Source organism: Effusibacillus sp. SKA8 (genome assembly GCF_058273125.1).
Genome location: NZ_JBZCSF010000002.1, coordinates 221,721 through 247,508, shown reverse-complemented (window position 1 = coordinate 247,508; position 25,788 = coordinate 221,721). Strand labels below are relative to the sequence as shown.

Here is a 25,788-nt window from a genome sequence, read left to right as displayed (position 1 = left end):
CCGAATGGAGGAAGGGAAACGATGCCGTCCACACAGGAGATTATTCGACAAACGGAAACCTACGGGGCGCGCAATTACCATCCGCTGCCGATTGTCATATCCAAGGCGGAAGGCGTCTGGGTCGAAGACCCGGAAGGAAACCGGTACCTAGATATGCTGAGCGCCTATTCCGCCCTCAACCAGGGGCACCGCCATCCGCGCATTATCCGGGCCCTCAAGGAGCAGGCCGACCGGGTGACTCTGACGTCCCGCGCCTTTCACAACGACCGGTTGAACATTTTCTATGAAAAATTGGCGAACCTCACCGGCAAAAACATGATCCTGCCGATGAACACCGGGGCGGAAGCGGTGGAAACGGCGATCAAAGCGGTGCGCCGCTGGGCGTACGACGTGAAAAAAGTGCCGGACAACCAGGCGGAAATCATCGTTTGCACGGGGAATTTCCACGGCCGTACCACAACCGTCATCTCCTTTTCGTCCGACGAGGAGTACAAGCGGGGATTCGGGCCGTTAACCCCTGGCTTCAAGATCGTTCCCTTCGGGGACATCGAGGCCCTGAAACAGGCGATTATGCCGAACACGGCCGCCTTCCTGACAGAACCGATCCAAGGCGAAGCGGGCATCATCATCCCGCCGGTCGGGTATTTGCGGCAGGCATATGAGATTTGCAAAGAAAACCGGGTGCTGTTTGTGGCGGACGAAATCCAGACGGGGCTCGGCCGGACGGGCAAGCTGTTTGCGTGCGACTGGGAAGGCGTGAAGCCGGATGTGTACGTGTTGGGGAAGGCGCTCGGGGGCGGCGTGATGCCGGTGTCGGCGGTGGCGGCGGATCGGGAGATTCTTGGCGTGTTCCAGCCGGGATCCCACGGCTCGACATTCGGCGGCAATCCGCTGGCGTGCGCGGTGGCGAACGCGGCACTGGACGTGATCGTGGAGGAAAATTTGGTGCAGCGGTCGGCGGAACTTGGGGAATACTTCCTGCAGAAGCTGAAAGAGATCCAAACCTCCGCGATCAAGGAAATCCGGGGCCGAGGATTGTTTGTCGGAGTCGAGCTCAACGGGTCGGCGCGCCCTTATTGCGAGAGGCTGAAAGAACTGGGGCTCTTGTGCAAAGAGACGCACGAAACGACGATTCGCTTTGCGCCGCCCCTGATTATCAAGAAAGAGGAGCTCGATTGGGCTCTGGCGAAAATCAAGCAGGTTCTGGCTTAGTTTTGAAATGGCTGCAAAAACCGGCGGCCCCGCTGGGGCAAATGTCCCGATCCCGCATATCCTGAAAGGAGAATCTGCCATGTTTATCAAGAACTGAGTCGTTCTCTGTCAGGAGGGGATCGAATGGACAGGTATTTTTTGCTGTATCAAATGCCCGATTTGCAGGGAATCGCCGGACAACCGGTTGCGGATTCACAGGAATTGACGCAGCCGATCTTGCAGGCTCCCGCAGGGGAGGATACCGCAGCGGACATCCAAAAACCCGGAGCGGCGGTGGGCGGACGGGAACCGGCGGGGCTCACCGGGGCAGATGCAACGGTTCCGTCATATGTTGCGATGCCCGGACCGTATCCGGCATTTGCGCAAGACCCTGAGCTATACCGCTACTGGATGTATGCAATGCCCTTGTATGCGATGCCTCCCAGTCCGCATCCTGGGCCATATCCCTTACCGCTTCCCATGCCCGGAATGAGATACGGGCTCTGGTAGGTTCCGGAAGTCCGTCCTTCCATTCCGGGCGGACACTAGGCAAGGCCTCTTTTTCCCGCATATAATTGAAGTAAGGAGAAAGGGGCTTTGCTATGGCCAATGTGAGTCGCGAACTGGCGGCCGAAATCGGAAAACGGCTGCTCACCTGGTACGACAAAAACAAACGCGACCTGCCGTGGCGCAGGACAAACGATCCGTATAAAATCTGGGTGTCGGAAGTGATGCTCCAACAAACGCGGGTGGAAACCGTTATTCCCTACTGGAAGCGGTTCATTGAACGGTTTCCGACGGTGGAAGCGCTGGCAGCCGCCCCGGAGGAAGAAGTTTTGAAGCTGTGGGAAGGCCTTGGTTACTACTCGCGGGCCCGGAATCTGCAAACTGCCGTCCGTGAGGTGCACGCGAAATACGGCGGACGGATTCCCGACACGCCGGAGGAGATCTCGTCTTTGCCGGGAGTCGGCCCCTATACGTCAGGAGCGATCTTGTCCATCGCTTACAACGCGCCGGTGCCGGCGGTCGACGGCAATGTGTTTCGTGTATTGTCGCGCGTCTTCTTACTTGAAGACGACGTGTCAAAGCCCGCCGCCCGCAAAAAGTTCGAAGCGCTTGCGGAATTTCTGATACCGCCGGGCGAAGCCGCCGGCTTCAATCAATCGCTGATGGAGTTGGGGGCCACCGTCTGCATCCCCAAGTCTCCCCGTTGTCCCGTGTGTCCCCTGCAGGATGTTTGCGGCGCGTACAAAGAGGGCGTACAGGAAGAACTTCCGGTCAAGGGGAAAAAGAAACCGCCGCGCCCGGTTGAGATCGCGGCTGGAATCGTGCGGCACGGGGATGCGGTGTTGATTGCACGCCGGCCGCCGGAGGGCCTGCTGGCGGGGATGTGGGAATTTCCCGGCGGCGAGGTGGCGGCAGGCGAGTCGCATGAGGAAGCTCTGCTGCGGCTCCTCCATGAAAAATTCGGGCTCCGCTTGGCGATCGACAGCCATTTCGCCAGTGTCCAACATACGTTCAGCCACCTGCATTGGAATCTGCAGGCGTATATCTGCGTGTTGGCGGGCGATCCGCTGCCGGATTCGGAAGGAGCACGCTGGGTGGGCGTTTGGCAGTTGGCCGATTTTCCGATGCCGGTCGCACATCAAAAATTGGCCAAGGCGCTGCAAGGATTGGTCTGAGGGGGGCGCGGGACATGGGAAAAGTCCGGGGATTTTTCGAATACAAAATCGCACCCGGTTACCGGGAAGCGTATTTGCGGTGGACGAAAGAGTTTAAGCGCCTGATGCGGGAGGCGGGGCTGGCGGACATTGAAGTTCTGGAAAGCAACCACCGGCCGAATCAATTTATCGAAACGTTTACCGTCGATACGATGGAGCATTACGAATCGATCGTCATGCAACTGCGAGGACAAACCGAATACCGGCGGTTGCAAACCGAATTGGACGCGATGCTGCAAGGCGGACGGGAAGCGACGAAAATCTGGTTTTTCTCGGAAGTGTAAAATCTGGGTAAACGGAGGCAGACACGGTGATTGCGATTACCGATTTTGCGGTCGGGAAGATCAAAGAGATTCAAAAAGAGCAAAACGAGGAGCATCTTTGCGTACGGATCAGGATCACGCCGGGCTGAGGCGGCCCCAAATATCAGATGACTCTGGATGAGTCGCAAGCGCAAGACCGCCAAGTGGACGTCAAGGGCCTGCGTTTCGTGCTGGACCCGTTTGCCGCTTCCCAGATTACGGAAGTGCAAATTGATTACGACGAATTTGCGGATGATTTTACGGTACGCGTGCCGAACGGGCCGCAATCGGCCTGCTGATCTGCCGACCTTTTTGTCAACCGGTTCCTGTTCGTCCTGCGTTTGTTCGGGCTGAATCTGAGGCGGGATTGATTGCAATCGGGTCACGCTGTGGAAAAGCGGCGTGGCTTTTTTTCGTCTGGTCGGTAAAATAGAAGCATGAAGAGAGAACGATCGACCAACGGAAAAATTTATCGAAAAATTGCAGACGAAATCGAAAGGCTGATCGAGGAAGGGTATCTGCAGCCGGGGGACAAGCTGCCGTCGATGAAAGAATTGGCGAAACAATTCGGTGTCAGCCGGCCGACCGTTCGCGAAGCGTTATCGTCTCTGCAAGCGCGGGGCTTGATCGAACTCCGGCACGGGGACGGAACGTTTGTCTCGCAGGCGGACCTGAACCGGCATTTGTATGCGCCGCTGCAGGCGGCTTTGCTGATCGGCCGCAACGATCTGATCAGTCTGCACGAAGTTCGCACGATTCTGGAAGTCGGCGCCAGCCGTTGGGCCGCAATGAACCGGACGGGGGAAGCGTACGAGGAGATTGCAGCCGCATTGACCGAGTTTGAGTGGGCCTGTACGGACGCCGACATTGTCAGCGCCGATATCCGTTTCCACCAGGCAATTGCGGCGGCGACGGGGAATCCGGTCATTCAAAATCTGATGAACACGCTGACGGAAGCGCTAAGCGACGTGCTTCACGCGACACTTCCGATGCTTTCTTATATTGAAGTTGCCGGGTACTATCGGGAGTGGGCGGAAGCGATCCGCGAGGGCCACCCGGAACGGGCGTCCCGCGTGGCGGAAAAATATCTGCAAAAAGTCGGAGAGGTTATCCGCAAGCCGATCGGATCTGTCAGGAGTATTCCGGACACATAACCTCTTTGTAGATTTTTTTAAACATCTCGATCTCTCTTTGTACGGAATAATGTTCCTGCACCCACCGCCGGCCGGCTCTTCCGAGCCGGTCCCGCAGTTCGGGATACTCGATGTACCGGATCGCTTTTTCGATGAATTCGCCTTCGTCCGTGTAAAGAAAACCGTTTTCACCATCCTGCACCAGATCGATATTGCCCGGAACTCTTGACGCCAGCACCGGTTTTCCCAGCGACATCGCTTCCAATAGGGCGTGTGAGAGTCCCTCCGATCTGGACGTGTTGAGGATAACGTCGGAGGCGAGCATCAGAGCCGGCATATCCGCATGGTCGATTTCCCCCAGATAGGTTGCCCAGTCGGCGGCCTGCATTTTTTCCTGAAATTCGGCAAAAAGGGTTTCGTCCATGGCGGGACCTGCCACGACAAAACGGGCCGCCGGATGGCGTTTGTGCACTTCGCCCAAAGGTTCGTAGGCGGCCAGCGGATTTTTGACCGGGCGTATGCCGGCCGGAAGCAAAAAGAGAAAATCGGTTTCCGCCAGACCGAAGTCGGTCCGGCTTTTTCCGTTAAATGCCGGGAGGTCGACGCCGAGATTCACCACCAGCGATTTTTCCGCGGCGGACGGAACGAGCCTGATCAATTCCCGGCGGGAAGATTCGGTCAACTGAATGATCCGGGATGCGTATTCCACGACGGCATAGGTTTCTTCCCGCGTTTCCTTTTTTGTCATGTATTCGTTGATGTCCGTGCCGGTTATGGTCAGAATCATCGGCTTTTGCAGCTTCTTTACGACCGGCAGCACAAACCGTCCGGTTCGGAACGCGTTGAACACATGCACGATATCCGCCTTTTGGTAATGGGGCGGCTGCACATGTTCGAGGCATTGAATGTCGATATGAACGCCATGCGGGGCAAGTCCCTTTTTTATCCGGTTCGAATATGTGACGTTTCCGCCCGAACGGGGTTGGTTCGGGGGCAATACGAGCAGTATGTTCATCGTTGTGTCCTTCTTTCTGACAGGTTGAGGGTTGGCTGTCCCGATGCTATGATGGCCTAAGAACAGAACGGAGGTATTTGGCCATGATGTCGAGAAAAGCTAAGACATTTTATTTGATCCTGACGCTTTTGGTGATGAGTTGTTTCGCGCTGGTCGGCATTCTGTTTTCGGAAGACAAGTTGGGATATGGGTTCCTCTTTCTGGTCGTCGCCGTGTTGTTGACGGGTGCGGGATTTTCAATGAAAAAGCGGTTTTTGAAATAAGCCGCTCGCTGCGCCCGTGTCCCAAAAAACCGATCTCGAAACGGTGTTTCCGATTGGATAAAATCGTGAAACAGCGCACGGGAAGCAGTCTTATCGGTTCGCCTTGGAATCCTGGTTTTAAAGAAATTCCTTTTTAGAAATTGTCCTTGAACAAGCATTTTTTGTCAACCTGAAAAACGGTGGTGAAAAAGGGTGGAATTTAATATTTTTCGACACCAAAACCTTGTTATAATGGAAGAACGATAAACCCAAAAGGAGAGTATGGTGAATGGACAAGCATGTCGAATTAATCCTGCATGCCATAGAGAAGCAGGGGGAAGTGCTGATGAATGAAATCAATGCGGTGCGCGACGAATTAAAACAGGAGATCCAGGAAGTCAGGATGGAACTGAAACAGGAGATCCAGGAAGTCAGGATGGAACTGAAACAGGAGATCCAGGAAGTCAGGATGGAACTGAAACAGGAGATCCAGGAAGTCAGGATGGAACTGAAACAGGAGATCCAGGCGGTTGACCAAAGGGTTGAAAAGGTCGAAAAACAATTGCAGAAAGACATGGAATACCTGAAAGCGAAAATGTTTGATCACGACCAGGCGATTTTTGAGCTTAGAAAGCAGGTGGGTGCATAATCTTTATCCCGTCTGTCTGCAAATTTTTCCGTTTTATGCCTCGTTGCCGCCGCGTTAAACTTGAACCGGCAGGACAGGCGACCTTGCGGCCGCCTGAAAGTGTTCCCGATTCGGTCTTGCAAAAACGGTCACAGCCCGAGAATGTTATATCCGGCATCGACGTGAATCACTTCTCCCGTGATGCCGGAGGAAAGATCGGACATCAGGAAGAGCGCGGTGTTGCCTACTTCCTCCTGGGTTACGCCGCGGCGGAGGGGCGCTTTTTCGGCGACGATTTTCAACATGGTGGAGAAGTCACGCACTCCGCGGGCGGCCAATGTCATGATCGGACCGGCGGAAATCGCGTTGACGCGGATGTTCTCCGGGCCCAGGTCGGCCGCCAGATAGCGCATGCACATGTCAAGCGCGGCTTTTGCCACTCCCATCATGTTATAGCCCTGGACAACCCGTTCGCCGCCAAGATAGGTCATGGTCAGGATCGAACCGCCTTCCGTCATCAACTTGCGGGCACGCTGCGTGACAGCCACCAGGGAATAGGCGGAAATGTCCTGGGCGAGCGCATATCCGGCGCGGGATGTGTCGACAAATTGGCCCTCCAGATCTTCCTTTTGCGCAAATGCCAGCGAATGAACCAGGCCGTGGAGGGTTCCGGCTTCTTTCTCCAGCGTCGAGAACACGGCGTCGATCTCTTCGTCTTTGGTCACGTCGCAGGGCAGCACCAGGCTGTCCGGCATCTCTTTCACAAGCTCCTTAATTCGCCGTTCCACCCGTTCTCCCTGATAGGTAAAGGCTAACTTTGCGCCCGCTTTATGTAAGGTTTGCGCGATTCCCCAGGCGATGCTCCTTTCGTTTGCAACGCCCATGATCAGTATCGTCTTGCCTTTCAGCAGATCTTGCATACGTTTCCGGCTCCTTTCCGATTCTGAAATGCACGCCTTCTTAAATTTCTGCAGATGTGGTACATTTTCCTGGTAAAAGGCAACTACATTATAACAATTGTTGTGGCGAAAGCCCATTCCAAATTTAAGCTTTAAAACGGGGTGAAACTTTACCCCAAGATGATCGTAGATAGATAATGATAGAAAAGCGGAGAGGAGCGAAAAAACATGTCGAATATTGGGCTGGCCCCGAAACCCGGAACGCCGCATTCTTTGAAAAAAGCGGGCAAAATCGCAGCCTGGTCCGCCGCCGGGATTGCGGCGCTGCTCATCGGGTTGGGATCTTTCGCGAAAGTGGAGTATGGACACGTTGGACTGAAAAAAACCTTCGGCAAATTAAACGACCGGATTCTGCAGCCCGGGATACACTTTAAATGGCCGCTGATCCAGGAGATCGAAACGGTCAATGTGCAAGTCGCAAAATCGGAAGCGGATGCGGCGGCATCTTCAAAAGATCTGCAGCCTGTCCGCACCCACATTGCGGTCAACTACCGCGTGAACGAACCTGCCGCTTACGATTTGCTGATGAATGTCGGCCAATCGTACGAAAGCAAAGTGATCGCGCCGGCCGTGCAGGAAATTCTGAAAGAAGTGACGGCCAAGTACAGCGCCGAAGAGTTGATTTCCAAGCGCGATGTCGTGGCTTCCGAAGTCCAGCAACTGCTTTCCAAACGGCTCGCGAGATATTATTTGCAGTTGCAGGACATCTCGATCGTGAACTTTGAGTTTTCGAAGACGTTTAACGACTCGATCGAAGCGAAACAAACGGCTGCCCAGCAGGCGTTAAAGGCGGAAAACGACCTCAAGCGGATTGAAATCGAAGCGAAGCAAAGAGTCGAACAAGCGAAGGCGGAAGCGGAAGCTCTGCGGCTGAAAAAGCAAGAGGTAACGCCCGAACTGGTCCGGTTGAAAGAGATCGAAGTGCAGGAGAAAGCGCTGGAAAAATGGGACGGCAAACTGCCGCAGGTCACCGGCGAAGCGACTCCGTTTATCGACTTGTCAAAGTTGGATAGGCGTGAACCATGAGCAGTCACGCCGTTTCACACAGGGCTTTAAAATGCGGATTCCAAAACGGGTGTAAGCGTTTCGGCCGCGGCGGCTTTCGCCGGGGACGCGTCCAACGTGCCGGTGCGAACCGTATGTACGGTAATCTCCGGCCGGGAACGCAAACGGACGTTGAGACCGCTTTGGCCAAGGCCTTCCGAGATATAGATCGTCTTGCCGTTGACGACATGCATCCCTTTCAGGATATCCTGTTTCGGCAGTTCACCGAATCCCGCCACCCGGTGCAAAAAGGGAATCAGGTTGAACTGTCCGCCGTGGAAATGTCCGGACAGGATATAATCCGCTTTATGGTGGTCTTGCATTGCGAGAATCGTGTTCGGATCGTGCGCCAGAACCAAGTGTACACCTTCGTCCGGCACGTTGCGGTAGGATTTCTCGATGTCGCTTTTTCCTAGGCAATGATCGTCGATTCCGATAATCGTCAACGGTGTGCCCGAAATGTCGATCGTCACCGACTCGTTTCGCATCACGCGGCAGCCGGTCGATTCGATCGCCTGTTGAAAATCTTCAATCCGTTCGCCCAGATAATGATCGTGATTGCCAAAGACCATATAGATCCCGTACTTGGGGTTTACACGCCGAATCGCTTGCAGGTACTCGAGGCATTTTTCGATGTTCTGGTAACGGTCCAGGTAATCTCCTGTCATGACGATCAAATCCGGGTCGGCGGAAGCGACCAGCTGATACAGGCGGTCTGGAGAAATCGACTGGCGCTCCATATGAAGATCGGACAGTTGAACGATTTTCAATTCGCCAAACCCTTCTTTGTCAGGAATGGCCATCTCGACTTCGCGCAGGACAGGACGGAATGTGTTCCAGTAGGAATAAGCCAGGATTGCAGCGACGGTTGCAAAGATCAGCCACCAAATCAAGATGCTCACTCCTTTCAGTCTCTTAATTTATGAATGATCACGTTCTGTTTTTTTATGTCAATCATTTCATATAATACAAGATTACAAGGGGAAAATCACTGGGAAGTATATGGGAAAAATGGATTGGAAGGGGATTCTGTGCGCAAACTCACCATTTTGTCAATCAAACACAACGGCGCGAGACATCGAAGCTGGGATGCCGCTTGGCTGGTCAACGAACAGCCGCTGCGGCTTTACATTCCCGCAGGCACCCCGGTTCGCAATCCCGACGGCTCAGCATGGTCCAGCGGGTATGACGTGGAGGCGTATTTTCATCCGGAAGAGTGGTACAACGCGTTTGTGCTGAAAAAAACAGGCGGTACGGAATGGTATTGCAACGTCGCCTCGCCGCCGCTGTTCGACCGGGAAACCGGGGAAGTTCTGTTTGTCGATTACGACCTTGACGTTTATGTGTATGCGGATGGCGGTTATGAGGTTTTGGACCGGGACGAATTTGAGGAAAACGCCCAAAAGATGCGTTATCCCGCCGAGATCATGGAAAAAATCGACGCGGGACTGAAAAATCTGATCGAGGCCGTTCGCGAAAGGCGGGAACCGTTTGTGTAGGCGGCTGTTCAGAAGCGGCAGGACACTGTTTTGCATTTCCGGTTTGCATTTCGGTTCGAACATGTATCATAATGATTGTATGCAGATATTAGAAGCAGGTACTAAGGAGGTATTCATATTTCATGTCATCTTTACGGGGAAAAATCGCTCTCGTGACAGGCGGCAGCCGGGGGATTGGCAAGGCGATCGCGCTGGCGCTTGCCGACCGGGGATGCGACGTGATCGTCAATTTTTTCAGAAACCGCAAGCCGGCTGAAGAAACTGCCGAACAAATACGCGCCAAAGGCGTGCGCTGCCATATCGTCAGGGCGAATGTGGGAGACGTCGCAAAGATTGACGACATGTTCCGGGAAATCGAGTCCGAGTTCGGCGGATTGGATATCCTGGTGTCAAACGCAGCTTCCGGCGTGCTGCTGCCGCTCATGGAACTGAAAGAAAATCACTGGGACTGGACAATGGAGATCAACGCGAAAGCGCTTTTGTTCTGTGCGCAAAGAGCGGTTCCCTTGATGGAGAAGCGGGGCGGCGGGAAGATTGTGTCCCTGTCGAGTCTCGGCTCCATGCGGGTGCTGGATAACTATACGACGGTAGGAGTCTCAAAAGCCGCGGTGGAAGCGTTGACTCGCTATCTGGCGGTTGAGCTCGCGCCCAAAAATATCGTGGTCAACGCGGTCTCGGGCGGAGCGGTGGATACGGACGCCCTGACCCATTTTCCGAATCGGGAAGAACTTTTGAACCAAGCAAAAGAGCGAACTCCCGCGGGACGTGTCGTGGAACCGCAGGACCTTGCAAACGTTGTCGCTTTTCTATGTTCGGAGGAAGCGTGGATGATTCGCGGACAGACCATCATCGTCGACGGCGGGGTTTCTTTGTTGGGCGACTGAATAAATCCCGGCAAAGCGGAACCGGAAACGTCCCACCAAAGTCAAGAGCCGCTTTGTCACGGGTTCCGAATGCTTTGGTGGGGTTCCAGGCCGTACTATTTTTCCTCCGCTTCCAGCAATTTGCGGGCGCGTTCCATAATCATCAACAAGGTTTTGGAGTCTTCCGACAACTGATCGGCTCCGTTGACGGGAACGGTGTTGCGATCCCGCAACTGCCGGTTCTCGTACTGCAACTGTTCCAACTCCTGCTGAAGAGCGGTCACACGCTCCTGCAACTCACGGTTGCGGTCCTGCAGTTCACAGTAAAGCCGCTCATGCTGTTTCAGCGCCCGGATGATCCCTTCGATCGAGGTATCCTCCAAATCGGGGACCCAGGGGCGGCGGCGGGAGAAATGCCCTTTCATCGAAGAACGATTCTTTTTTTCTTGCTTTGCCTGTTTGATGTCCTCGGTGTAATTGCGGCGCACGACACCGTTCCATCTGTATCCGCAGGCGGCGGGTGTACGGCCGAGAAGGTTGGCAGCTTCCACAAACGCGTTCAGTTGCGTACTCCCTTCCCGAATATGGCGCAACACGATTTCCGCAAGCTTGCTGTCGTCTTCCGGGGTCCAAGCGTCCGATCGCGTTGTCCAGCGTTCAACAGTTTCCACTAAGTATCCCTCCAAAATGCTGTTTATACTATCTTTATGTCCGCATAATGGAAGATTGATACATATTTTTGCCAAAGATCGCTGTCATTGTCGCTTTTTTGGCGGATCGGAGCGTTTTCTTGACTGAACGGCGGGCGCACGTTACATTGTTGCAAACGGAAAAACGGAAGGGGGTGCAGCGACGAAGCGTCGCCTGATTGTCATTATCGCGTTCGGAGACGAGGAAAACGACTTGGAAATGATCGAATGGGCCGGTTTCGGGGTGGCGATGGGCAACGCCAACCCGCTTTTGAAGACTGTCGCCGACCACGTGACCGATACCAACGAGAACAACGGAATCGCTTTGGTCCTGGAAAGGCTGCTTTTGCAGTGACCGACATGCTGCCGGCGGTTTATGGGATCACCGGTATCACTTGGGAGTAAGCGGATCCGGTAGCGATGGCGGATTTTGCTTTGTGATCCGCACAAAGATTGTGTGGTAAGTCGCCAGGATGAACGATCCGTCGCGGTAAAGCCGTTCATAAACCGCCATCATTTCTTTCATCAGCCCGGGGCGCTGGCAATAGCTTCCGCTGTTGCTGTTGCTGGCCCCTATTTTTTTGACGGATGTGAAAAAATCCCGAACCGTCTTGAATTTTTCCGCCTCCAGGCATTCGAAACATTCGATCTGACAATTGTCGGGAGCGAGCGAACGACTCAGCAAACCTCTCAATTCCGAAAGACTGTAAAACGATTGTCCGGGTTGTTGAACGTCTATCAATCCCAGTTGTTGCCGGGCCGTCTGAAAGGAGTGATGAAGTTCCCGGAACGTTTGCTGGCCGAATGTTGAAAACAGCAGCTCGCCTTCCGGATGCAATGCGCCAACCAGCCGTTTTACGGTCAGCGGCAAATGATTGAACCATTGAAACGTCGCGTTGGAAATGATCAGATCGTAAGCGCCTTTCAGTTCCATCTCTTCAATATCCCCGACCCGGAAAGCGACTGAATTGCCCGAAACCCGCCGCTTCGCCACTTCGATCATGCCGGGCGCAAGATCGACCGCTGTGATGCGGGCCCCGGGAAAACGCTGCTGCAATTGCGTTGTCAAATACCCGGTTCCGCAGCCGACTTCCAAAATGCGCAATCCGGAAACAGGGGCTGCATAGGAGCTTTCGAACGAACGGATCGCCATCTCCAGCAGCGTTTGCGCCATGTTTTTTTGAACGTTCGCATACCGGTCGTAGGTTTTTGCATTTTGGCTGAACCGCTTTTGCAGTAATCGCTTGTCGATTTTCGGGGTGCTCATTTTTTCACCGTCTCCCTTATGACTGACAGACAATGTCCGGGTTGCGTAAAGAACGGAACATGCCCTGTCTTGTTCAAGATCTCGAGACGAACGGGTCCGCCCGCCTCCTTTGCGATGATGCGGGAAGCCCTTGCGGGGCAGATCGGGTCTGATTCGCCGTGGATCAGAAGGATAGGTGACCGGATGAACCGCAAATGTTGCCTCAGGTTTGTTGCAACCAGGTAATCCAGACCGGCAACGAGTTCGTCCAGAGTGTACGATTGCGCCGGATTGCGCATCTGATCGGCGAAAACGCGGTGAAAGCCTGCCGCCTTCTCTTCGTCGCAGAACATGGAATCGTAGAATGTTTCCAGGGTTTGCGTTCTGTCCTTCATTAACTGGCGTTTCATCCGTTCGACGACCCGCTTGGGCCAACCGCTGGGTTCTGTTCCGCAGTCGTCTTGTGTGAATTGGCTTGTCGCCCCAAATAAAATCAAGTGTTGGACGCGGGTGGGAAACAGGGCGGCCGTCTCCAGCGCCACCATGCTTCCCAGCGACCACCCCAGCAACGAAAAACGTTCCATCGAATGCCGTTGAATCAGGGATATCACATGGCGGTGAAACCCTTCCCTGTCGCTTACGCCTCGCCACTCCACGCAAAAAGGCGCAAAATCCTCCGCCAGATCCGGCAGCAACCGCTCCCAGACGGCGGACGGCATTCCCCAACCGGGCAACAAAATCAGCGGAACCCGGCTCATTGGATCACCCCCGATTCCCGGCCTGCCTCTGCAATCTTGTGTATGGCGTCCGCCAAATCTTGCCTCCGGTGGGTTGCCATCACCGTAAAACGGATACGGGCTTGATTTTCCGGTACTGTCGGCGGTCTTACGGCGATGGCGGCGATTCCCGACTCCTGCAGCCGCTGACTGAACAAGATCGTTTTCTCGTTGGGACCGACTATGATCGGGACGATCTGCGTTTCGCTGCCGCCGGTATTAAATCCCAGACGCGTCAGTTCCCGGCGGAAAAAGAGGCTGTTTGCATGCAAAGCCTCCCGCAGCCGATTGCCTTCCTGAACCAATGCGATCGCTTCCTTAACGGAGGCTAATACAGCCGGCGGCAACGCTGTGGTATAGATCAGGCTGCGGGCTTTGTTGACCAGATAATCGATCAGCCACCGGCTCCCCACAACGTAAGCGCCAAAGCATCCCAAAGCTTTGCTGAATGTTCCCATCTGGACGTCCACCCGGTCTTGCAACCCCAGATGGTGGACATAACCTTCCCCGCATTCGCCGTAAATGCCGCTGCTGTGCGCTTCGTCCACCATCAGGAGCGCGTTGTACCGCTCTTTTAGCGTAACCAGACCGCGCAAATCGGCAATATCCCCGTCCATGCTGAACACCGAATCGGTGACGATCAGTTTTTGCTTTTCCCGGGGGGTCTTTTGCAACAACGATTCAAGGTGATTCAAATCGTTGTGGCGATAACGCTTGTAATCGGCGCGGCTCAGCAGGATGCCGTCCACGATGCTGGCATGATTGAGCCTGTCGCTGAAAATAATCCCGTCCCGGTCGGCCAAACTGGAAATGATGCCCACGTTGGCCGCATATCCGCTGTTGAAAATCAGCCCCGCTTCGCACTTTTTCCAGTTGACGAGAGCCTCCTCGGCTTGACGGTAAACGGGGTGATTGCCGACGATAAGGCGGGATGCCGTCGCGCCGCATCCGTATTTTGCAATAGCGGTGCAGGCCGCTTGCTTGAGCCGTTCGTGCCCCGCCAGTCCCAGATAGTTATTGGACGCAAGGTTCAACAACCGTTTGCCGTTTTTGTACAACCACGGCTGTTCGGCTTGTTCGACTTCGACGAATTCCCGCATTTGCGACAGTTGCCGCAATTGATCCAATTCCGAAATGTACCGGTTTTGCCATTGGGTTTGACGTTTCATCCGAATCTTCCCATCTTTGTGATTTCTAATTACGAATTGTACCTGCTTTCGCCTGAAATGTTAACATGTTTGTTTTTTTTGGTTAACACTTATGCCGCCGCTCAGAAAAATTTGCTTGCCTGACAAAATCAGGCAGTGGTATGATTTGATTGTTAACCTGATTTTAAAACTAAGTTAACTTTTTCGAGTGGGCGGTGGGAAGCGGCAATGCAGTTGTCGTATGAAGCTTTGGCGGAGAAAAACAAACGTTATCTCTGGCATCCGTTTACCCAGATGAAGGATTATCTGGCGGATGACCCGGTGATCATCGAAAGCGGGCAGGGCAGGAAGCTGCGGGATGTGAACGGGAACGAATATTGGGACGGCGTCTCGTCCATCTGGCTGAACGTGCACGGCCACCGCGTTCCCGAATTGGACCGGGCGATTGCGGAACAGCTCGGGCAAATCGCGCATTCCACCCTGCTTGGCATGGCCAATGTGCCGGCGATCCTCCTGGCGGAGCAACTGGTGGAAATTGCGCCGCCGGGACTGAACAAAGTGTTCTATTCCGACTCGGGAGCGGAAGCGGTGGAAATCGCGATCAAGATGGCTTTTCAGTACTGGCAGCAGAAGGGAAGGCCCGAGAAAACGGGATTTGTCACGATGAAGGAAGCGTATCACGGAGACACGATCGGCGCCGTTTCCGTCGGGGCGATCGACCTTTATCACAAAGCGTATTCGGCGCTTTTGTTTCCCGCTTATCGCGTCCCTTATCCGTACCGGTACAGAAGCCCGCACGGGGAACGGTGCGCGGAAGCCTGTCTGGAAGAGACGGAAGCGGTTTTAAAAGCCCATGCGGATCGGATTGCCGCGATGATTGTGGAACCTGTCGTGCAGGGGGCCGGTGGGATGATCGTGATGCCGGACGGGTATATGCGTGCGATCCGGGAACTGTGCGACCGGTACGAGATTCTGCTGATCGCCGACGAAGTGGCCACCGGATTCGGACGTACGGGGAAAATGTTCGCCTGCGAACATGACGGAATCACCCCCGATCTGATGGCTGTGGCGAAAGGAATCACGGGCGGCTACTTGCCGCTGGCGGCGACGCTTGCGACAGATGAGATTTACAACGCTTTTTTGGGGGATTACGAAGCGAAGAAGACTTTTTTCCACGGGCACTCCTATACCGGAAATCAGTTGGCCTGCGCGGCGGCGCTGGCCAATCTGGAGTTGTTCCGGACAACGGGTCTGGTCGAGGATGTGGCCCGCAAAGCGGAACGCGTTTCCCGGCGGTTATCAACGCTGTACGAGCGGAGACATGTTGGTGATATCCGGCAAAAAGGGTTGATGGTCGGCGTGGAACTTGTGGCGTACAAACAAACGAAAGGGGAGTTTCCGTGGGAAGACCGCATCGGAATCCGCGTCTGCCGGCGGTGCCGGGAATTGGGTATGCTGCTGCGTCCGCTCGGCAATGTCATTGTGTTCATGCCGCCGCTGGCGTCCACGGTTGAAGAACTGGATGCGATGATTGACATTCTGGAACAGGCGGTTCGGGATGTGACGGAGGTGTAGGATGAAGACGCTGAACGGTGGAAAAGCGGATGAAGCTGCCGTGAACGGGAGCGCAAACGGCCTGTTTGTGACGGCGACGGATACCGGTGTCGGCAAGACGCTTGTGGCGGGAGGATTGGCCGGCGTTCTGCGGGAACGGGGAGTGGACGCGGGAGTTTACAAGCCTTTGCAAAGCGGTCATTTTGCGGCAGACCCGGAAGGAGACGCCGAAAGATTAAAAGCGCTTGCGGGTGTGGATGACCCGCCGGACCTGATTTGTCCCCATTCATTTGAAGAACCGTTGGCTCCGCTGGTGGCAATGCGGCGTGCCGGAGTGACGGTCACGCTGGAAGATGCCGAACAAGGGTACCGGAAGCTCGCCGGCTGCCACCGGTTTGTCATCGTTGAAGGAGCGGGCGGTCTGGCCGTTCCCTTCGCGGAAAATGCGTTGGTGGCCGATCTGGTCGTACGCCTTCGGCTGCCGCTGCTGGTTGTCGCCCGTCCCGGGCTCGGGACGGTCAACCATACGGTTTTGACAGTCGAGTTTGCGCGGCAGCGGGGAATCGACGTGATCGGAGTCGTCATATCGGGATTTGGTGGCGGTGCGGTCGGGGTGGCGGAAGCGACGAATCCGGGTCTGATCGAAGAATGGGCGGATGTTCCGGTATTGGGAGTCGTGCCCTGGTTGGGAGAAGGTTTCGGTCCGGCGGAAGTCCGCAAGGCGCTGGCCGCACACGTCGATATCGGTACGATCCTGTCGCGTTTGCTGTGATTTCCGGCGAAACGCCATTTTTGCCGTGGCTTTGTCGAGAGAATTTGGAGAGGAGAATGGGAATGGTTCAGGCGGTTGAGCAAAAAATCGATTGGAAAGAACTGGCCAGGCGGGTGCTGAAAGGAGTCCCGGTCACACGGGAAGAGGCGTTGGCGATCCTACAGGCGGATGACGATGAGGTGCTAGAGATTCTGCAGGCCGCTTTTCTGATCCGGAAACATTATTTTGGCAAGAAAGTCAAGTTAAACATGATCATCAACGCAAAAAGCGGTCTGTGCTCGGAGGACTGCGGTTATTGTTCGCAGTCGGTCGTGTCGGAAGCGCCGATTGAAAAGTACGCATGGCTGACGAAAGAAAAAATTCTCGAAGGCGCGCAGGAAGCGATCCGGCGGAAAGCGGGCACCTACTGCATTGTCGCTTCTGGAAGGCGGCCTACCGACAAGGAAATCGATCATGTGGTGGAAGCGGTCCGGGAGATCCGGGCGACAACCGATCTGAAAATCTGTTGCTGCCTGGGTTTTCTGAACGAGGAGCACGCGAAAAAACTGGCGGAAGTCGGTGTGCACCGTTACAACCACAATTTGAACACCAGTGCGGCCAACTATCAAAATATCACCACCACCCATACGTACCGGGACCGGGTCGACACCGTCGAGCAGGTGAAAAAGGCGGGGATGTCCCCTTGCTCTGGCGCGATTTTCGGGATGGGAGAGACGGACGAGGAGGCGGTCGAGATCGCCTTTGCCCTGCGGGAATTGGACGCCGATTCGATTCCCTGCAATTTCCTTACCCCCATCGACGGGACTCCGCTTGCGGGACGGCGGGAACTGAATCCGCGCAAATGCCTGAAACTGCTGGCGATGATGCGTTTCGTCAATCCCTCGAAAGAAATCCGGATTTCCGGTGGCCGGGAAATCAACCTTCGCCATGTGCAGGCGATGGGGTTGTATGCGGCCAACTCGATTTTTGTCGGGGATTACCTGACAACAGCCGGGCAGGATCCGGTGGCCGACTGGCAAATGATTGAAGATCTGGGCTTTGAAATCGAAGAATGCGCCTTATAAGCAGACCCCCGGCTGAAGCAGCCGGGGGTTTCGATCAAGGATAAAGTTGCCCTTTCAGCATGTCCTCGATCTCGGAGACAGTCAGGGGTTTTCCGAACAGGAATCCTTGCGTGCCGTCACAATTGTGTTGTTTGAGAAAATTCAACTGTTCCTCCGTTTCCACGCCTTCCGCGATCACATTGATTTTCAGGCCGTGCGCCATGCCGATGATGGCTGTGACGATCGCGGCGCTGTCGGAACTGTTGGTCAGGTCGCGGATAAAGGAGCGGTCGATTTTCAACGTATCGACGGCGAACTTCCGCAGATAGTTGAGCGAAGAATAGCCGGTCCCGAAATCGTCGATGGCGATCTGAATTCCCAATTTTTTCAGGGCGTTGAGTTGGGAAATAATTTCAGCGGCGTTGAACATGGCTACGCTTTCCGTGATTTCAAGTTTCAGGTATTGCGGGGCCAGTCCGGTTTCCGTCAAAATGCCGGCAATTGTTTCGGGCAGTTGGGGTTGTTTGAACTGGCGCATCGACAGGTTGACCGACACCTGTACGGGGGGATATCCCGCCGTTTGCCAAGTTTTGTTTTGCATGCAGGCGGTTCGCAGCACCCATTCCCCGATCGGGACGATCAGCCCGGTTTCTTCCGCGATGGGAATGAATTCCGTCGGGGAGATCATTCCCAATTCCGGGTGATGCCAGCGGATCAGGGCTTCCATGCCGATCAGCCGTCCCGTTTGCACGTTGATCTGGGGTTGGTAATACAATTCGAATTCGTTGCGTTCGAGAGCTTTTCGCAACCTGCTCTCGATGAGGGCCTCCCTGGAAATCAGGTCATTCATTTCGGGCGTAAAAATTTTATAGCGGTTTCCCTGCACTTTGGCCCGATACATCGCGGTGTCCGCATTGCGGAGCAAGGTTTCCATGTCGGTGGCGTCAAACGGAAACAGACTGATGCCGATGCTGGACGTGATGAAAAGTTCGTTTCTGTCGAGGCGCACCGGCTGCGCAATGACACTGAGAATTTTTTCGGCGATTGCCACGGCTTCCTGTACCTCGGTAATATTGGCGAGGATCACGACAAATTCGTCGCCGCCCAACCGGGCGACAGTGTCTTCCTCCCGGACGCATTGCGACAATCGTTGGCCGACAGTCTTCAAAATCAGATCCCCGACCGTATGCCCCTGCGTATCGTTGATCAGTTTGAATCGGTCCAGATCCAGGAATAAAACCGCCATTCCCTGGTCCAGGTGACGGGCTTTCAACAGGGCTTGTTTCAGGCGCTCTTGAAACAAAGTGCGATTGGGCAGGCCTGTCAGTGTATCGTAATAGGCAAGATATTTAAGCCGCTCTTCCGAGTTCTTTGTATCCGTAATGTCAGAAAAGATAGCGACGAAATGGGTGATTTTTCCCGTTTCGTCCGTCACGGAACTGATTTTTAACCATTCGGGGTAAACCTCCCCGCTTTTGCGGCGGTTCCAAATCTCACCTTCCCAACTGCCGTGGGTAAGCAGGGAGATCCACATGGTTTTGTAGAAAATTTTGTCCTGCTTTCCGGAACGCAAGATCCGGGGAGTCCGCCCGATCGCCTCTTCCGGCTTGTACCCGGTCACCTCGGTAAAAGCCGGGTTCACATAGACAATAACACCTCGAGTGTCGGTGATCATAATCCCTTCCCGTGCGGTTTCGCACACTGTGGCCGCCAAACGCGATCCTTCCGCGGAACAAACGGTGCTATTGCCGTTGGGGGTGCCTTTCTTGCTGTAGAGCATCACGGTCGAACCTGCCTCCAGTCGTCAGTGTCAATAAAATTATTTTAATTTTCGATCTTTTATAGAGATGAAATCATCCCAGTTTAATTAAAGTATAGACAAAAAATTCAACTCATGGTATGTCGATTTTTTTATTTTTGTGACGGTTTTTTGTCGAACGGTGCGGATTTTTTGCATGGCGATTTTTCGCGAATTGAAGGAACTTACCAAATCCATACCGAAGTAAAGAAAAAGTGTTGCGCCGAAGAAACTTACGCGCGTTCCCGTACATATTGGCGGATTCCTTCCGTAAACGGAATGGGCTGCAGTTGAAACGTACGGTAGAAATTGCCCGGATCGCACGTGTTGCCTTCCAACAACATCGTAAGTTGGGCGCGGGTGATCGGGAAAAACGAAAATCGCTCCATTGCCGTGACAATCGGCGTCATCAGTGCAAGCGGGATGTGGAGCTTCCGTTTTTGCTTGCCCATTGCGGCTGCGATTTCGTCGATCATTTCGTTGTAACTGTAAGAGACCGGACCGCCGACTTCGTAAATGCGCCCGATGGTGCCGGGGAGCGACAGCGATTCGGCAAATCCGTCGGCGACATTGGCAAGAGCGACCGGCTGCAGACGATATTCGCCCGAACCGATCACCGGAACGACCGGGGCTTTCCGGATCATGTCGGCCAGCATATTCACAAACGCGTCCTGCGGGCCGAAGATCACGGACGGGCGGAAAATCGTCCAATCGAGACTGGAGTCGCGGACGATTCGTTCCGCCACTCCCTTGGAATGCGAGTAACCGGACTGCGAGCCGATCCGCGCTCCCAGCGCACTCATGTGGATGTACCGCTTGACGCCGAGTTTCCGGGCCGCCTCCGTAACGTTTTGCGTGGCTTGTATGTGCATTTTTTCGAATGTGATTCTTTGCTGCGGGAATTCGCGGATGATTCCGACGAGGTGGATGGCAGCATCGCAGCCGGCCATGCCTTTTTCGACGCTGGCCGGGTCGAGCACATCCCCGTGAGTGACGGCGACGCGGCCTGTGCGTGCGGGAGGCAATTTTGCCTCGGAACCGGGCCGTACGAGGCAAACGACATCGTGTCCGCGCTCAAGACACGCCTGCAACACCGCTTGCCCGACATATCCGGTGCCGCCCGTGAGAAATATGCGCATGAGTCTCACCTCAATGTCCGGTTTTGGTAATTTTATTATAGCGTTTTTCCAAATGGGATGGACACGACGAACAACCCCGAGGAGGATTTATGGAACGCATTCTGATGATCTCGTATTTTGCGCCGCCGATTCTGTCGGCCGAATCGATCCTGGTCGGCAAGCTGCTGCCCGAGCTGGCGAAGCATTATCAAATCGAGCTGGTGGCGGTGGGGGACGATCCGGATTTTCGCAAAGATGAAGCCTTGGCAGAACTTATGGGCTCGGACAATATCGCGATATATCGGTACAACAATCCGAAGCCGCTGAACAAAATCGTGCGCCGCTTGTACCAGAAGAGTTCCTCGCTGTTTCAAGACGTAAACGACAAGTGGATGCGGCAGGTTCTCCTGCGGCACAAGCCAAAGGGGCCGTATAAATTGATCTATTCCCGTTCGATGCCCGGCATCAGCCATCTGACGGCCTACGAATTCAAACAGAAGCTCGGCGTTCCGTGGGTGGCGCAATTCAGCGACCCGTGGGCGCACAATCCCTATCATCAACATGGAATCGCCTGGATGAACCAGGTCGAAGAAAAGAACGAAGCAAAGGTGATTCATGCCGTTGACCGGCTGGTCTTTCCGACGGTGGAAATCCGCGATCTGGTGGCTTCCCATTACCCGGACATCGATGTCCGGGGGATCTCCGCGGTCTTGCCCCACTATTACGTTGAGACACTTTACCCGAAGGAGCAGGCGGATCGCGTGGCGGGGCGGCCGCCGGCGGGAGAGGACAGCGGCGTCTCTGCGGACAAGGACGCTTCCCGTCTTACGGTTTCTTATATTGGCGATTTTTACGGGTTGCGTTCTCCCGAACCCCTCCTGCGGGCGCTGGCGATTGTGGAGGCGAAAGCGCCCGGTGTGACAAGGCGCCTGCATCTGCGGATCGTCGGGAACATCGAGTCGAAATTCCATCCGCTGCTTGAGAATTACCGCGCGAAGATCGCCGCGACAATTGAAAAGACCGGTCAAGTTCCGTATCTCGAAAGCTTGGCCGAAATGAAGAAAAGCGACATTTTGCTGCTGATCGATGCGCCTGGCGATGTCAATTTGTTTCTGCCGTCGAAGCTGATTGATTATTTCGGGGCAAAGAAGCCGATCATGGGGATAACGGCGGAAAAGGGAACGACGGGAGAGTTGATTCGAAACTTCGGGTTCCCGGTTGTCGATCCCCGGGAACCGGACCGGATCGCGGACGGATTGATCGGCATGGTGCGGGAATTGGACCGCTACCGGCAGCGGGCGGAAACGAACGACACGGACCGGTTTGCCGCGAAGTCAGTGGCGGAAGAACTGGCCCGCTTGTTCCGACAGTTATAATCGGCTATTAAAAATCGACGTATAGGAGATGACGGGAGATGTTTGCCGGATGGAACGAAGCAGATTTTGCCGTTTTTGAAGTGGAAGGGCTGGAACCGCGGATGGGAGCGCTAAAAGCGCGTGTGCGTCCGAAGTTTGAAGCGATCGGGGCCATCTTGGCTCCCGACCTGTCAGCTCATTACGGCGAAGAATTTTTCGTGCACGTCGCCAAACACGCGCGCCGCAAAACCAACCCGCCGAACGATTCGTGGGTGAGCTTTGCCGCCAATCCCCGCGGGTATAAGATGATGCCGCATTTTCAGGTCGGATTGTGGGCGACCCACGCCTTTGTCCAGTTCGCCGTTATTTACGAATGCGTCAACAAGCAAGAATTCGGGGAAAAATTGGCCCGCAACTGGCCGCGGATCCGGGCGGAAATTCCCGACCACATCCTGTGGTACGACGACCATGTCAAACCGAAGCCGGTGCCGCATACGGAGATGGACGACAAGATTGACGCGTTCACACAGAAACTGATCCGGAACAAGAACGGGGAGCTGCTGGCCGGGATCGAGATCCCGCGGGCGGAAGCGGTCAAGCTGGCGGGACAAGAGTTTCTCGACAAAGCGCGCCGGACCCTGTTCGAGTTGGCTCCCCTCTATAGACTGTTTTCGTCCGGGTGAAGGAAAGTACGCGTGTTGAAGAAAAGACCGTCCGGTTTTGTCACGGCGGTCGCATTGGTCCGGCCGGGCAAAAGCATTTTTGAGGTGGACGTCAAGGCGGTCAGGAAGAAGCTGAAAGACAAGGCGTTTGCAAAAGGGGTTTCGCGGGAAGATGTGTATAAAGGCGCCGACGAATTGGGATTGTGCGGGGCTGTTGAAGGGACGGCGTAGGAGAATAGTCCTTCGCCGCGCTTTTTCCCCATGTCGGATTGAGTAAGAAATGCGTCGGAACTTTGGGACTTCTGGCGCATTTTTAATTTTATAAAAGGACTTTAATGCTTGCCTGTAGTAACGTTATTGTAAAGATAGCGTAAAAGCTCTTGAAAGTCCGTGAAAGAGAGTACGGGGGAGGGGAGGGTGTGCGAATGAGCGTGCAGATGCAGGTGAATTCTTTTTCAGCTACGCAGGAGACCGAAAAGTCTTTCGATTCCCTGCTTGTGCAGGTGTTGGAATGCCTGAACCGGGAAAGCGATTCCAACTTGGAGCTTCTGGTGTTGTTTGAATCGATGAAACAGCAGGTATTGGAATTGGCCGAGGAGAGGTCAACCGGTGTGCAGCAACCATTATCGCATCTTTATCCCTATATCCCCGATTTAAAAAAGCTGGAAAACAGGTTGTTTCATGCCGACCATAGCGCCGACGAAGGGCGCAGTTTGCTGTTTATGCTGTTGTGCATGGCGTATTATCGGGCGGGAAACCTGTTGCAAGCGATGCATATGGCGCAAATTGCCCGCCATGAATACATCAGGCGGGGGATGGAACAGCAAGCGGGTTTTGCCGATCTGTTGCTGGCGATCTGTTGTTTGGAACTGGAGCAGTATGAGCAAGCGGCTGACTGGTGCGTTTTGGCCATGAATGAGACGCTGCTCGCGGAAAATCCGCTTGATGCGGCTCAAATCTGGCAGGTGTACGCACGAATTTTGCGGAAACAGGGGCGAGTCGAGGAAACCGTGGCAGCGCTGCTGATGGCGCAAGAGATATATAAAAAACAAGGCTTTCCCGCGAAACAGGTGAAAACGACGCTGGTTTTGTCGTTGGTGCTGACGGGGCTGCAGGATTGGCACGGAGCGATTTTTCGGCTTAAACAGGTACTGCCGGTCTGCCACGAGCAGCGGCTGGTGCGGTTGGAACTGGAAATGTTGCATATGCTGGCTCATCTGTTTTTGATTGTCGGCAAATCGGTGGAAGCGGAGGGTTGCAAGCAGCGGATCCGCAAAATATTGGAACATCTTGAAAATGGTAAACAGGTGGCGATAAGCGCATTCGTTTCCGGACAGAATATAGGAAAAGGAGGGCTATCAGATGGACAAGAGACAGGAACCGACGATCGCTCCCGGGTCTGACGATCTTGAAAAAAAGGCGACTCCCCGCGAAGTTGCACGGGGAGATGCCACCAGAGTCACCAGATTGAGCTATGACGAAGTTGACCCGAGCCGGGATTAAAAAATGATTTGCGACATCGCCGGAAACCCCGATATTGAATCGGGTTTTTTTCTGTATAATAGCAGTACCACATTGTGCGGGGAGAAGGGAAAGGATGAAGTTGCATCTTCTGCATACCAACGATGTGCACAGCCACTTGGACCAATATCTCAAAGTGGCGACGCAAATCCGCCGGTTGCGTGAACAATTGGCTGCACAAAGCGAAGCGGTGTTGTTGTTCGACGTTGGAGATCATGCGGATCGCATGTGTCCCGAAACGGACGGCACCATGGGGCTTGTCAACGCGGCTTTGCTGAAGGCGCTGGATTATGACGCTTGGGTGTTCGGCAACAACGAGGGGTTGATTATCCCGCGTGAGCATTGGGAGCCGCTGTGCCGGGAGTCGGCCGCCCCGGTGCTGACTTCCAACTTGCGGGATTTGGCGACGGGCGGCAAGTTTCCTTTTTTTCGGGATACGCTGGTGGTGGAACAAAGTGGCGTCAAAATCGGGATATTCGGGTTGACGGCGCCTTACAACGAATATTACGGTATGGAGGGAGTCCATGCCCTTGACCCGATTGAAACCGTCCGGGAACTGACGGTGGAACTGCGGCGACAGGGCGCGGAGATTGTGATTTTGCTGTCACATCTCGGCCTTTCGGTCGATCGCAACTTGGCCAGCAGGATCTGCGGAGTGGATATTATATTGGGATCCCATACGCACAATTTATTGGAAGAACCGGAGCGGATCCAAAATGTCTGGATTGCCCAAGCGGGAAAATTCGCACAGTATTTCGGGCATCTGACAATCGACTTTGATGAAGCGAAACGGCGGATCCGGAACGTGGCGGGGCGTGTGATTCCGCGCGACGATTCGGTTGGCGTCGATGACGATTTGCAGGCCATTCTGGAAACGTGGCGCAGACGGGCGGATCAGGTGTTGGACCGGGTCATCGCGCAGGTGCCGGCGGCGTTGTACCATCATTTTCACGAGGAGTCGGAACTTGGCAATCTGGTGGCGGATGAGATGCGGGAGTTGGCGGGCGCGGACCTGGCGGTTGTCAATACGGGCGTGTTTCTGTCCGGTTTGGCAGCGGGACCGTTGACGCGAAGAATGCTGCTTGCTTGCTGCCCTTCCCCGATCAATCCGGTGCTGATCGAGCTGTATGGCTGGCAGATTCGGGATGTGCTGCGGAAAGCGCTGGATCCGTCCTATACGCACAGCAAGGGGATGGGATTCGGATTTCGCGGCAAGGAGATCGGGTCGCTTGCGCTGTCCGGGCTGCAGGTGGAATACGGCGAGGAAGGCCGGATTTTGCGAATCCGGACGGAGCGCCAACCGTTTGACGACAATCGGATTTACCGCGTGGTCACTGCGGATTATCTGGTGTTCTCCGGCGTCTACGAAGAAATGGCCCGCGGCACCAAGATCCGGATCGAACCTTTCTTGCTGCGGGAGATTGTTGAACGGGCGTTGCTGGAACCGGCGAACATCGAACGGGCGAAAATCCGCCGCTGGCTTAGGAAAGCCGTATGAGGCCGTTGTTG

At 54.7% G+C, this 25,788-nt stretch carries 30 protein-coding genes; 21 read left to right on the top strand and 9 right to left on the bottom strand.

Features of this window, described 5'->3' with window-relative positions; translation table 11 throughout:
- Positions 1 to 21: 21 nt before the first annotated feature.
- From AC4ED1_RS03540 to AC4ED1_RS03515, 6 genes are all read left to right on the top strand, one after another.
- Positions 22 to 1,212 (top strand): ornithine--oxo-acid transaminase, encoded by a 1,191-nt coding sequence (locus AC4ED1_RS03540; protein ID WP_490936021.1) that lies wholly within the window; start codon positions 22 to 24, stop codon positions 1,210 to 1,212.
- 123 nt (positions 1,213 to 1,335) lie between these two features.
- Positions 1,336 to 1,701, top strand: a complete 366-nt coding sequence (locus AC4ED1_RS03535) for a hypothetical protein (protein ID WP_490936020.1) — start codon at positions 1,336 to 1,338, stop codon at positions 1,699 to 1,701.
- 92 nt (positions 1,702 to 1,793) lie between these two features.
- Complete coding sequence (mutY, locus tag AC4ED1_RS03530) at positions 1,794 to 2,873, top strand: A/G-specific adenine glycosylase (RefSeq protein WP_490936019.1); 1,080 nt, start codon at positions 1,794 to 1,796, stop codon at positions 2,871 to 2,873.
- Between the two features lie 14 nt (positions 2,874 to 2,887).
- Positions 2,888 to 3,196, top strand: coding sequence for a hypothetical protein (locus AC4ED1_RS03525; RefSeq protein ID WP_490936018.1), 309 nt, complete (start codon positions 2,888 to 2,890; stop codon positions 3,194 to 3,196).
- A gap of 146 nt (positions 3,197 to 3,342) precedes the next feature.
- On the top strand, positions 3,343 to 3,513 hold the full coding sequence (locus AC4ED1_RS03520) for a hypothetical protein (RefSeq protein ID WP_490936017.1): 171 nt from the start codon (positions 3,343 to 3,345) through the stop codon (positions 3,511 to 3,513).
- Positions 3,514 to 3,651: 138 nt separating this feature from the next.
- Positions 3,652 to 4,368 (top strand): FadR/GntR family transcriptional regulator, encoded by a 717-nt coding sequence (locus AC4ED1_RS03515; protein WP_490936016.1) that lies wholly within the window; start codon positions 3,652 to 3,654, stop codon positions 4,366 to 4,368.
- Here AC4ED1_RS03515 and AC4ED1_RS03510 read toward each other — a convergent pair.
- Positions 4,346 to 5,362 carry a glycosyltransferase gene (locus AC4ED1_RS03510; RefSeq protein ID WP_490936015.1) on the bottom strand — a complete coding sequence of 339 codons (1,017 nt, stop codon included), beginning with the start codon at positions 5,360 to 5,362 and terminating at the stop codon, positions 4,346 to 4,348. The two genes, AC4ED1_RS03515 and AC4ED1_RS03510, sit on opposite strands and share 23 nt — an antisense overlap.
- Positions 5,363 to 5,445: 83 nt before the next feature.
- On the opposite strand from AC4ED1_RS03510, the gene AC4ED1_RS03505 reads away from it, so the two are divergent.
- Both AC4ED1_RS03505 and AC4ED1_RS03500 read left to right on the top strand, forming a co-directional pair.
- A complete protein-coding gene (locus AC4ED1_RS03505; RefSeq protein ID WP_490936014.1) occupies positions 5,446 to 5,625 on the top strand; it encodes a DUF5325 family protein in 180 nt (59 codons plus the stop codon).
- A gap of 268 nt (positions 5,626 to 5,893) precedes the next feature.
- On the top strand, positions 5,894 to 6,253 hold the full coding sequence (locus tag AC4ED1_RS03500; protein ID WP_490936013.1) for a hypothetical protein: 360 nt from the start codon (positions 5,894 to 5,896) through the stop codon (positions 6,251 to 6,253).
- A gap of 128 nt (positions 6,254 to 6,381) precedes the next feature.
- On the opposite strand, the gene fabI is transcribed toward AC4ED1_RS03500, so the two are convergent.
- Complete coding sequence (gene fabI / locus AC4ED1_RS03495) at positions 6,382 to 7,152, bottom strand: enoyl-ACP reductase FabI (protein ID WP_490936012.1); 771 nt, start codon at positions 7,150 to 7,152, stop codon at positions 6,382 to 6,384.
- A 207-nt stretch (positions 7,153 to 7,359) separates the two neighbouring features.
- Between fabI and AC4ED1_RS03490 the strand changes: the two genes are divergently transcribed.
- Positions 7,360 to 8,217: a prohibitin family protein gene (locus AC4ED1_RS03490; protein ID WP_490936011.1), complete on the top strand. Its 858-nt coding sequence runs from the start codon at positions 7,360 to 7,362 to the stop codon at positions 8,215 to 8,217.
- Positions 8,218 to 8,243: 26 nt separating this feature from the next.
- Here the strand turns inward: AC4ED1_RS03490 and AC4ED1_RS03485 are convergent, their stop codons facing one another.
- On the bottom strand, positions 8,244 to 9,137 hold the full coding sequence (locus AC4ED1_RS03485) for a metallophosphoesterase (RefSeq protein WP_490936010.1): 894 nt from the start codon (positions 9,135 to 9,137) through the stop codon (positions 8,244 to 8,246).
- 129 nt (positions 9,138 to 9,266) lie between these two features.
- Between AC4ED1_RS03485 and AC4ED1_RS03480 the strand changes: the two genes are divergently transcribed.
- Positions 9,267 to 9,734 carry a DUF402 domain-containing protein gene (locus AC4ED1_RS03480; RefSeq protein ID WP_490936009.1) on the top strand — a complete coding sequence of 156 codons (468 nt, stop codon included), beginning with the start codon at positions 9,267 to 9,269 and terminating at the stop codon, positions 9,732 to 9,734.
- A 122-nt stretch (positions 9,735 to 9,856) separates the two neighbouring features.
- Positions 9,857 to 10,618, top strand: coding sequence for an enoyl-[acyl-carrier-protein] reductase FabL (gene fabL / locus AC4ED1_RS03475; RefSeq protein WP_490936008.1), 762 nt, complete (start codon positions 9,857 to 9,859; stop codon positions 10,616 to 10,618).
- Between the two features lie 95 nt (positions 10,619 to 10,713).
- Here the strand turns inward: fabL and AC4ED1_RS03470 are convergent, their stop codons facing one another.
- On the bottom strand, positions 10,714 to 11,268 hold the full coding sequence (locus AC4ED1_RS03470; protein WP_490936007.1) for an RsfA family transcriptional regulator: 555 nt from the start codon (positions 11,266 to 11,268) through the stop codon (positions 10,714 to 10,716).
- A gap of 145 nt (positions 11,269 to 11,413) precedes the next feature.
- Here AC4ED1_RS03470 and AC4ED1_RS03465 point away from each other — a divergent pair, with 145 nt between their 5' ends.
- Complete coding sequence (locus tag AC4ED1_RS03465; protein WP_490936093.1) at positions 11,414 to 11,641, top strand: HAD hydrolase family protein; 228 nt, start codon at positions 11,414 to 11,416, stop codon at positions 11,639 to 11,641.
- A gap of 36 nt (positions 11,642 to 11,677) precedes the next feature.
- Here the strand turns inward: AC4ED1_RS03465 and bioC are convergent, their stop codons facing one another.
- Genes bioC through bioF form a run of 3 tightly spaced genes read right to left on the bottom strand, consistent with a single transcriptional unit; the run spans position 11,678 to position 14,477 of the window.
- Positions 11,678 to 12,553, bottom strand: coding sequence for a malonyl-ACP O-methyltransferase BioC (gene bioC, locus AC4ED1_RS03460; RefSeq protein ID WP_490936006.1), 876 nt, complete (start codon positions 12,551 to 12,553; stop codon positions 11,678 to 11,680).
- Entirely contained in the window at positions 12,550 to 13,290 is a 741-nt protein-coding gene (locus AC4ED1_RS03455; RefSeq protein ID WP_490936005.1) for an alpha/beta fold hydrolase, read from the bottom strand. The genes bioC and AC4ED1_RS03455 overlap by 4 nt, the downstream gene beginning before the upstream one ends.
- Positions 13,287 to 14,477, bottom strand: a complete 1,191-nt coding sequence (gene bioF, locus AC4ED1_RS03450) for an 8-amino-7-oxononanoate synthase (RefSeq protein WP_490936004.1) — start codon at positions 14,475 to 14,477, stop codon at positions 13,287 to 13,289. Before bioF ends, AC4ED1_RS03455 begins: the two co-directional genes overlap by 4 nt.
- Positions 14,478 to 14,684: 207 nt before the next feature.
- Here bioF and bioA point away from each other — a divergent pair, with 207 nt between their 5' ends.
- The 3 genes from bioA to bioB all read left to right on the top strand — a co-directional run bounded on the left by bioA (position 14,685) and on the right by bioB (position 17,846).
- Positions 14,685 to 16,031 carry an adenosylmethionine--8-amino-7-oxononanoate transaminase gene (bioA, locus tag AC4ED1_RS03445; protein ID WP_490936003.1) on the top strand — a complete coding sequence of 449 codons (1,347 nt, stop codon included), beginning with the start codon at positions 14,685 to 14,687 and terminating at the stop codon, positions 16,029 to 16,031.
- 1 nt (position 16,032) lies between these two features.
- Complete coding sequence (gene bioD / locus AC4ED1_RS03440; RefSeq protein ID WP_490936002.1) at positions 16,033 to 16,782, top strand: dethiobiotin synthase; 750 nt, start codon at positions 16,033 to 16,035, stop codon at positions 16,780 to 16,782.
- A 62-nt stretch (positions 16,783 to 16,844) separates the two neighbouring features.
- Positions 16,845 to 17,846, top strand: a complete 1,002-nt coding sequence (bioB, locus tag AC4ED1_RS03435) for a biotin synthase BioB (protein WP_490936001.1) — start codon at positions 16,845 to 16,847, stop codon at positions 17,844 to 17,846.
- A 34-nt stretch (positions 17,847 to 17,880) separates the two neighbouring features.
- Here the strand turns inward: bioB and AC4ED1_RS03430 are convergent, their stop codons facing one another.
- On the bottom strand, positions 17,881 to 19,605 hold the full coding sequence (locus AC4ED1_RS03430; protein WP_490936092.1) for a putative bifunctional diguanylate cyclase/phosphodiesterase: 1,725 nt from the start codon (positions 19,603 to 19,605) through the stop codon (positions 17,881 to 17,883).
- 251 nt (positions 19,606 to 19,856) lie between these two features.
- Complete coding sequence (locus tag AC4ED1_RS03425; RefSeq protein WP_490936000.1) at positions 19,857 to 20,762, bottom strand: complex I NDUFA9 subunit family protein; 906 nt, start codon at positions 20,760 to 20,762, stop codon at positions 19,857 to 19,859.
- An 89-nt stretch (positions 20,763 to 20,851) separates the two neighbouring features.
- Between AC4ED1_RS03425 and AC4ED1_RS03420 the strand changes: the two genes are divergently transcribed.
- The 6 genes from AC4ED1_RS03420 (at position 20,852) to AC4ED1_RS03395 (ending at position 25,777) form a co-directional block, all read left to right on the top strand.
- A complete protein-coding gene (locus AC4ED1_RS03420) occupies positions 20,852 to 22,117 on the top strand; it encodes a glycosyltransferase family protein (protein WP_490935999.1) in 1,266 nt (421 codons plus the stop codon).
- Between the two features lie 38 nt (positions 22,118 to 22,155).
- Positions 22,156 to 22,779 carry a YktB family protein gene (locus AC4ED1_RS03415; protein WP_490935998.1) on the top strand — a complete coding sequence of 208 codons (624 nt, stop codon included), beginning with the start codon at positions 22,156 to 22,158 and terminating at the stop codon, positions 22,777 to 22,779.
- 12 nt (positions 22,780 to 22,791) lie between these two features.
- Positions 22,792 to 22,989, top strand: a complete 198-nt coding sequence (locus AC4ED1_RS03410; RefSeq protein ID WP_490935997.1) for a hypothetical protein — start codon at positions 22,792 to 22,794, stop codon at positions 22,987 to 22,989.
- A 194-nt stretch (positions 22,990 to 23,183) separates the two neighbouring features.
- A complete protein-coding gene (locus AC4ED1_RS03405) occupies positions 23,184 to 24,161 on the top strand; it encodes a tetratricopeptide repeat protein (RefSeq protein WP_490935996.1) in 978 nt (325 codons plus the stop codon).
- Complete coding sequence (locus AC4ED1_RS03400) at positions 24,121 to 24,261, top strand: hypothetical protein (protein WP_490935995.1); 141 nt, start codon at positions 24,121 to 24,123, stop codon at positions 24,259 to 24,261. The genes AC4ED1_RS03405 and AC4ED1_RS03400 overlap by 41 nt, the downstream gene beginning before the upstream one ends.
- Before the next feature lie 94 nt (positions 24,262 to 24,355).
- Positions 24,356 to 25,777, top strand: a complete 1,422-nt coding sequence (locus AC4ED1_RS03395; protein ID WP_490935994.1) for a bifunctional metallophosphatase/5'-nucleotidase — start codon at positions 24,356 to 24,358, stop codon at positions 25,775 to 25,777.
- Positions 25,778 to 25,788: the final 11 nt, after the last annotated feature.

Excerpts from the sequence above, each read along its gene's own strand:
- AC4ED1_RS03540 (WP_490936021.1), top strand. The coding sequence starts at position 22 with ATGCCGTCCACACAGGAGATTATTCGACAAACGGAAACCTACGGGGCG.
- AC4ED1_RS03535 (WP_490936020.1), top strand. The coding sequence starts at position 1,336 with ATGGACAGGTATTTTTTGCTGTATCAAATGCCCGATTTGCAGGGAATC.
- mutY (WP_490936019.1), top strand. The coding sequence starts at position 1,794 with ATGGCCAATGTGAGTCGCGAACTGGCGGCCGAAATCGGAAAACGGCTG.
- AC4ED1_RS03525 (WP_490936018.1), top strand. The coding sequence starts at position 2,888 with ATGGGAAAAGTCCGGGGATTTTTCGAATACAAAATCGCACCCGGTTAC.
- AC4ED1_RS03520 (WP_490936017.1), top strand. The coding sequence starts at position 3,343 with ATGACTCTGGATGAGTCGCAAGCGCAAGACCGCCAAGTGGACGTCAAG.
- AC4ED1_RS03515 (WP_490936016.1), top strand. The coding sequence starts at position 3,652 with ATGAAGAGAGAACGATCGACCAACGGAAAAATTTATCGAAAAATTGCA.
- AC4ED1_RS03510 (WP_490936015.1), bottom strand. The coding sequence starts at position 5,362 with ATGAACATACTGCTCGTATTGCCCCCGAACCAACCCCGTTCGGGCGGA.
- AC4ED1_RS03505 (WP_490936014.1), top strand. The coding sequence starts at position 5,446 with ATGATGTCGAGAAAAGCTAAGACATTTTATTTGATCCTGACGCTTTTG.
- AC4ED1_RS03500 (WP_490936013.1), top strand. The coding sequence starts at position 5,894 with ATGGACAAGCATGTCGAATTAATCCTGCATGCCATAGAGAAGCAGGGG.
- fabI (WP_490936012.1), bottom strand. The coding sequence starts at position 7,152 with ATGCAAGATCTGCTGAAAGGCAAGACGATACTGATCATGGGCGTTGCA.
- AC4ED1_RS03490 (WP_490936011.1), top strand. The coding sequence starts at position 7,360 with ATGTCGAATATTGGGCTGGCCCCGAAACCCGGAACGCCGCATTCTTTG.
- fabL (WP_490936008.1), top strand. The coding sequence starts at position 9,857 with ATGTCATCTTTACGGGGAAAAATCGCTCTCGTGACAGGCGGCAGCCGG.
- bioC (WP_490936006.1), bottom strand. The coding sequence starts at position 12,553 with ATGAGCACCCCGAAAATCGACAAGCGATTACTGCAAAAGCGGTTCAGC.
- AC4ED1_RS03455 (WP_490936005.1), bottom strand. The coding sequence starts at position 13,290 with ATGAGCCGGGTTCCGCTGATTTTGTTGCCCGGTTGGGGAATGCCGTCC.
- bioF (WP_490936004.1), bottom strand. The coding sequence starts at position 14,477 with ATGAAACGTCAAACCCAATGGCAAAACCGGTACATTTCGGAATTGGAT.
- bioA (WP_490936003.1), top strand. The coding sequence starts at position 14,685 with ATGCAGTTGTCGTATGAAGCTTTGGCGGAGAAAAACAAACGTTATCTC.
- bioD (WP_490936002.1), top strand. The coding sequence starts at position 16,033 with ATGAAGACGCTGAACGGTGGAAAAGCGGATGAAGCTGCCGTGAACGGG.
- bioB (WP_490936001.1), top strand. The coding sequence starts at position 16,845 with ATGGTTCAGGCGGTTGAGCAAAAAATCGATTGGAAAGAACTGGCCAGG.
- AC4ED1_RS03430 (WP_490936092.1), bottom strand. The coding sequence starts at position 19,605 with ATGCTCTACAGCAAGAAAGGCACCCCCAACGGCAATAGCACCGTTTGT.
- AC4ED1_RS03425 (WP_490936000.1), bottom strand. The coding sequence starts at position 20,762 with ATGCGCATATTTCTCACGGGCGGCACCGGATATGTCGGGCAAGCGGTG.
- AC4ED1_RS03420 (WP_490935999.1), top strand. The coding sequence starts at position 20,852 with ATGGAACGCATTCTGATGATCTCGTATTTTGCGCCGCCGATTCTGTCG.
- AC4ED1_RS03415 (WP_490935998.1), top strand. The coding sequence starts at position 22,156 with ATGTTTGCCGGATGGAACGAAGCAGATTTTGCCGTTTTTGAAGTGGAA.
- AC4ED1_RS03405 (WP_490935996.1), top strand. The coding sequence starts at position 23,184 with ATGAGCGTGCAGATGCAGGTGAATTCTTTTTCAGCTACGCAGGAGACC.
- AC4ED1_RS03400 (WP_490935995.1), top strand. The coding sequence starts at position 24,121 with ATGGACAAGAGACAGGAACCGACGATCGCTCCCGGGTCTGACGATCTT.
- AC4ED1_RS03395 (WP_490935994.1), top strand. The coding sequence starts at position 24,356 with ATGAAGTTGCATCTTCTGCATACCAACGATGTGCACAGCCACTTGGAC.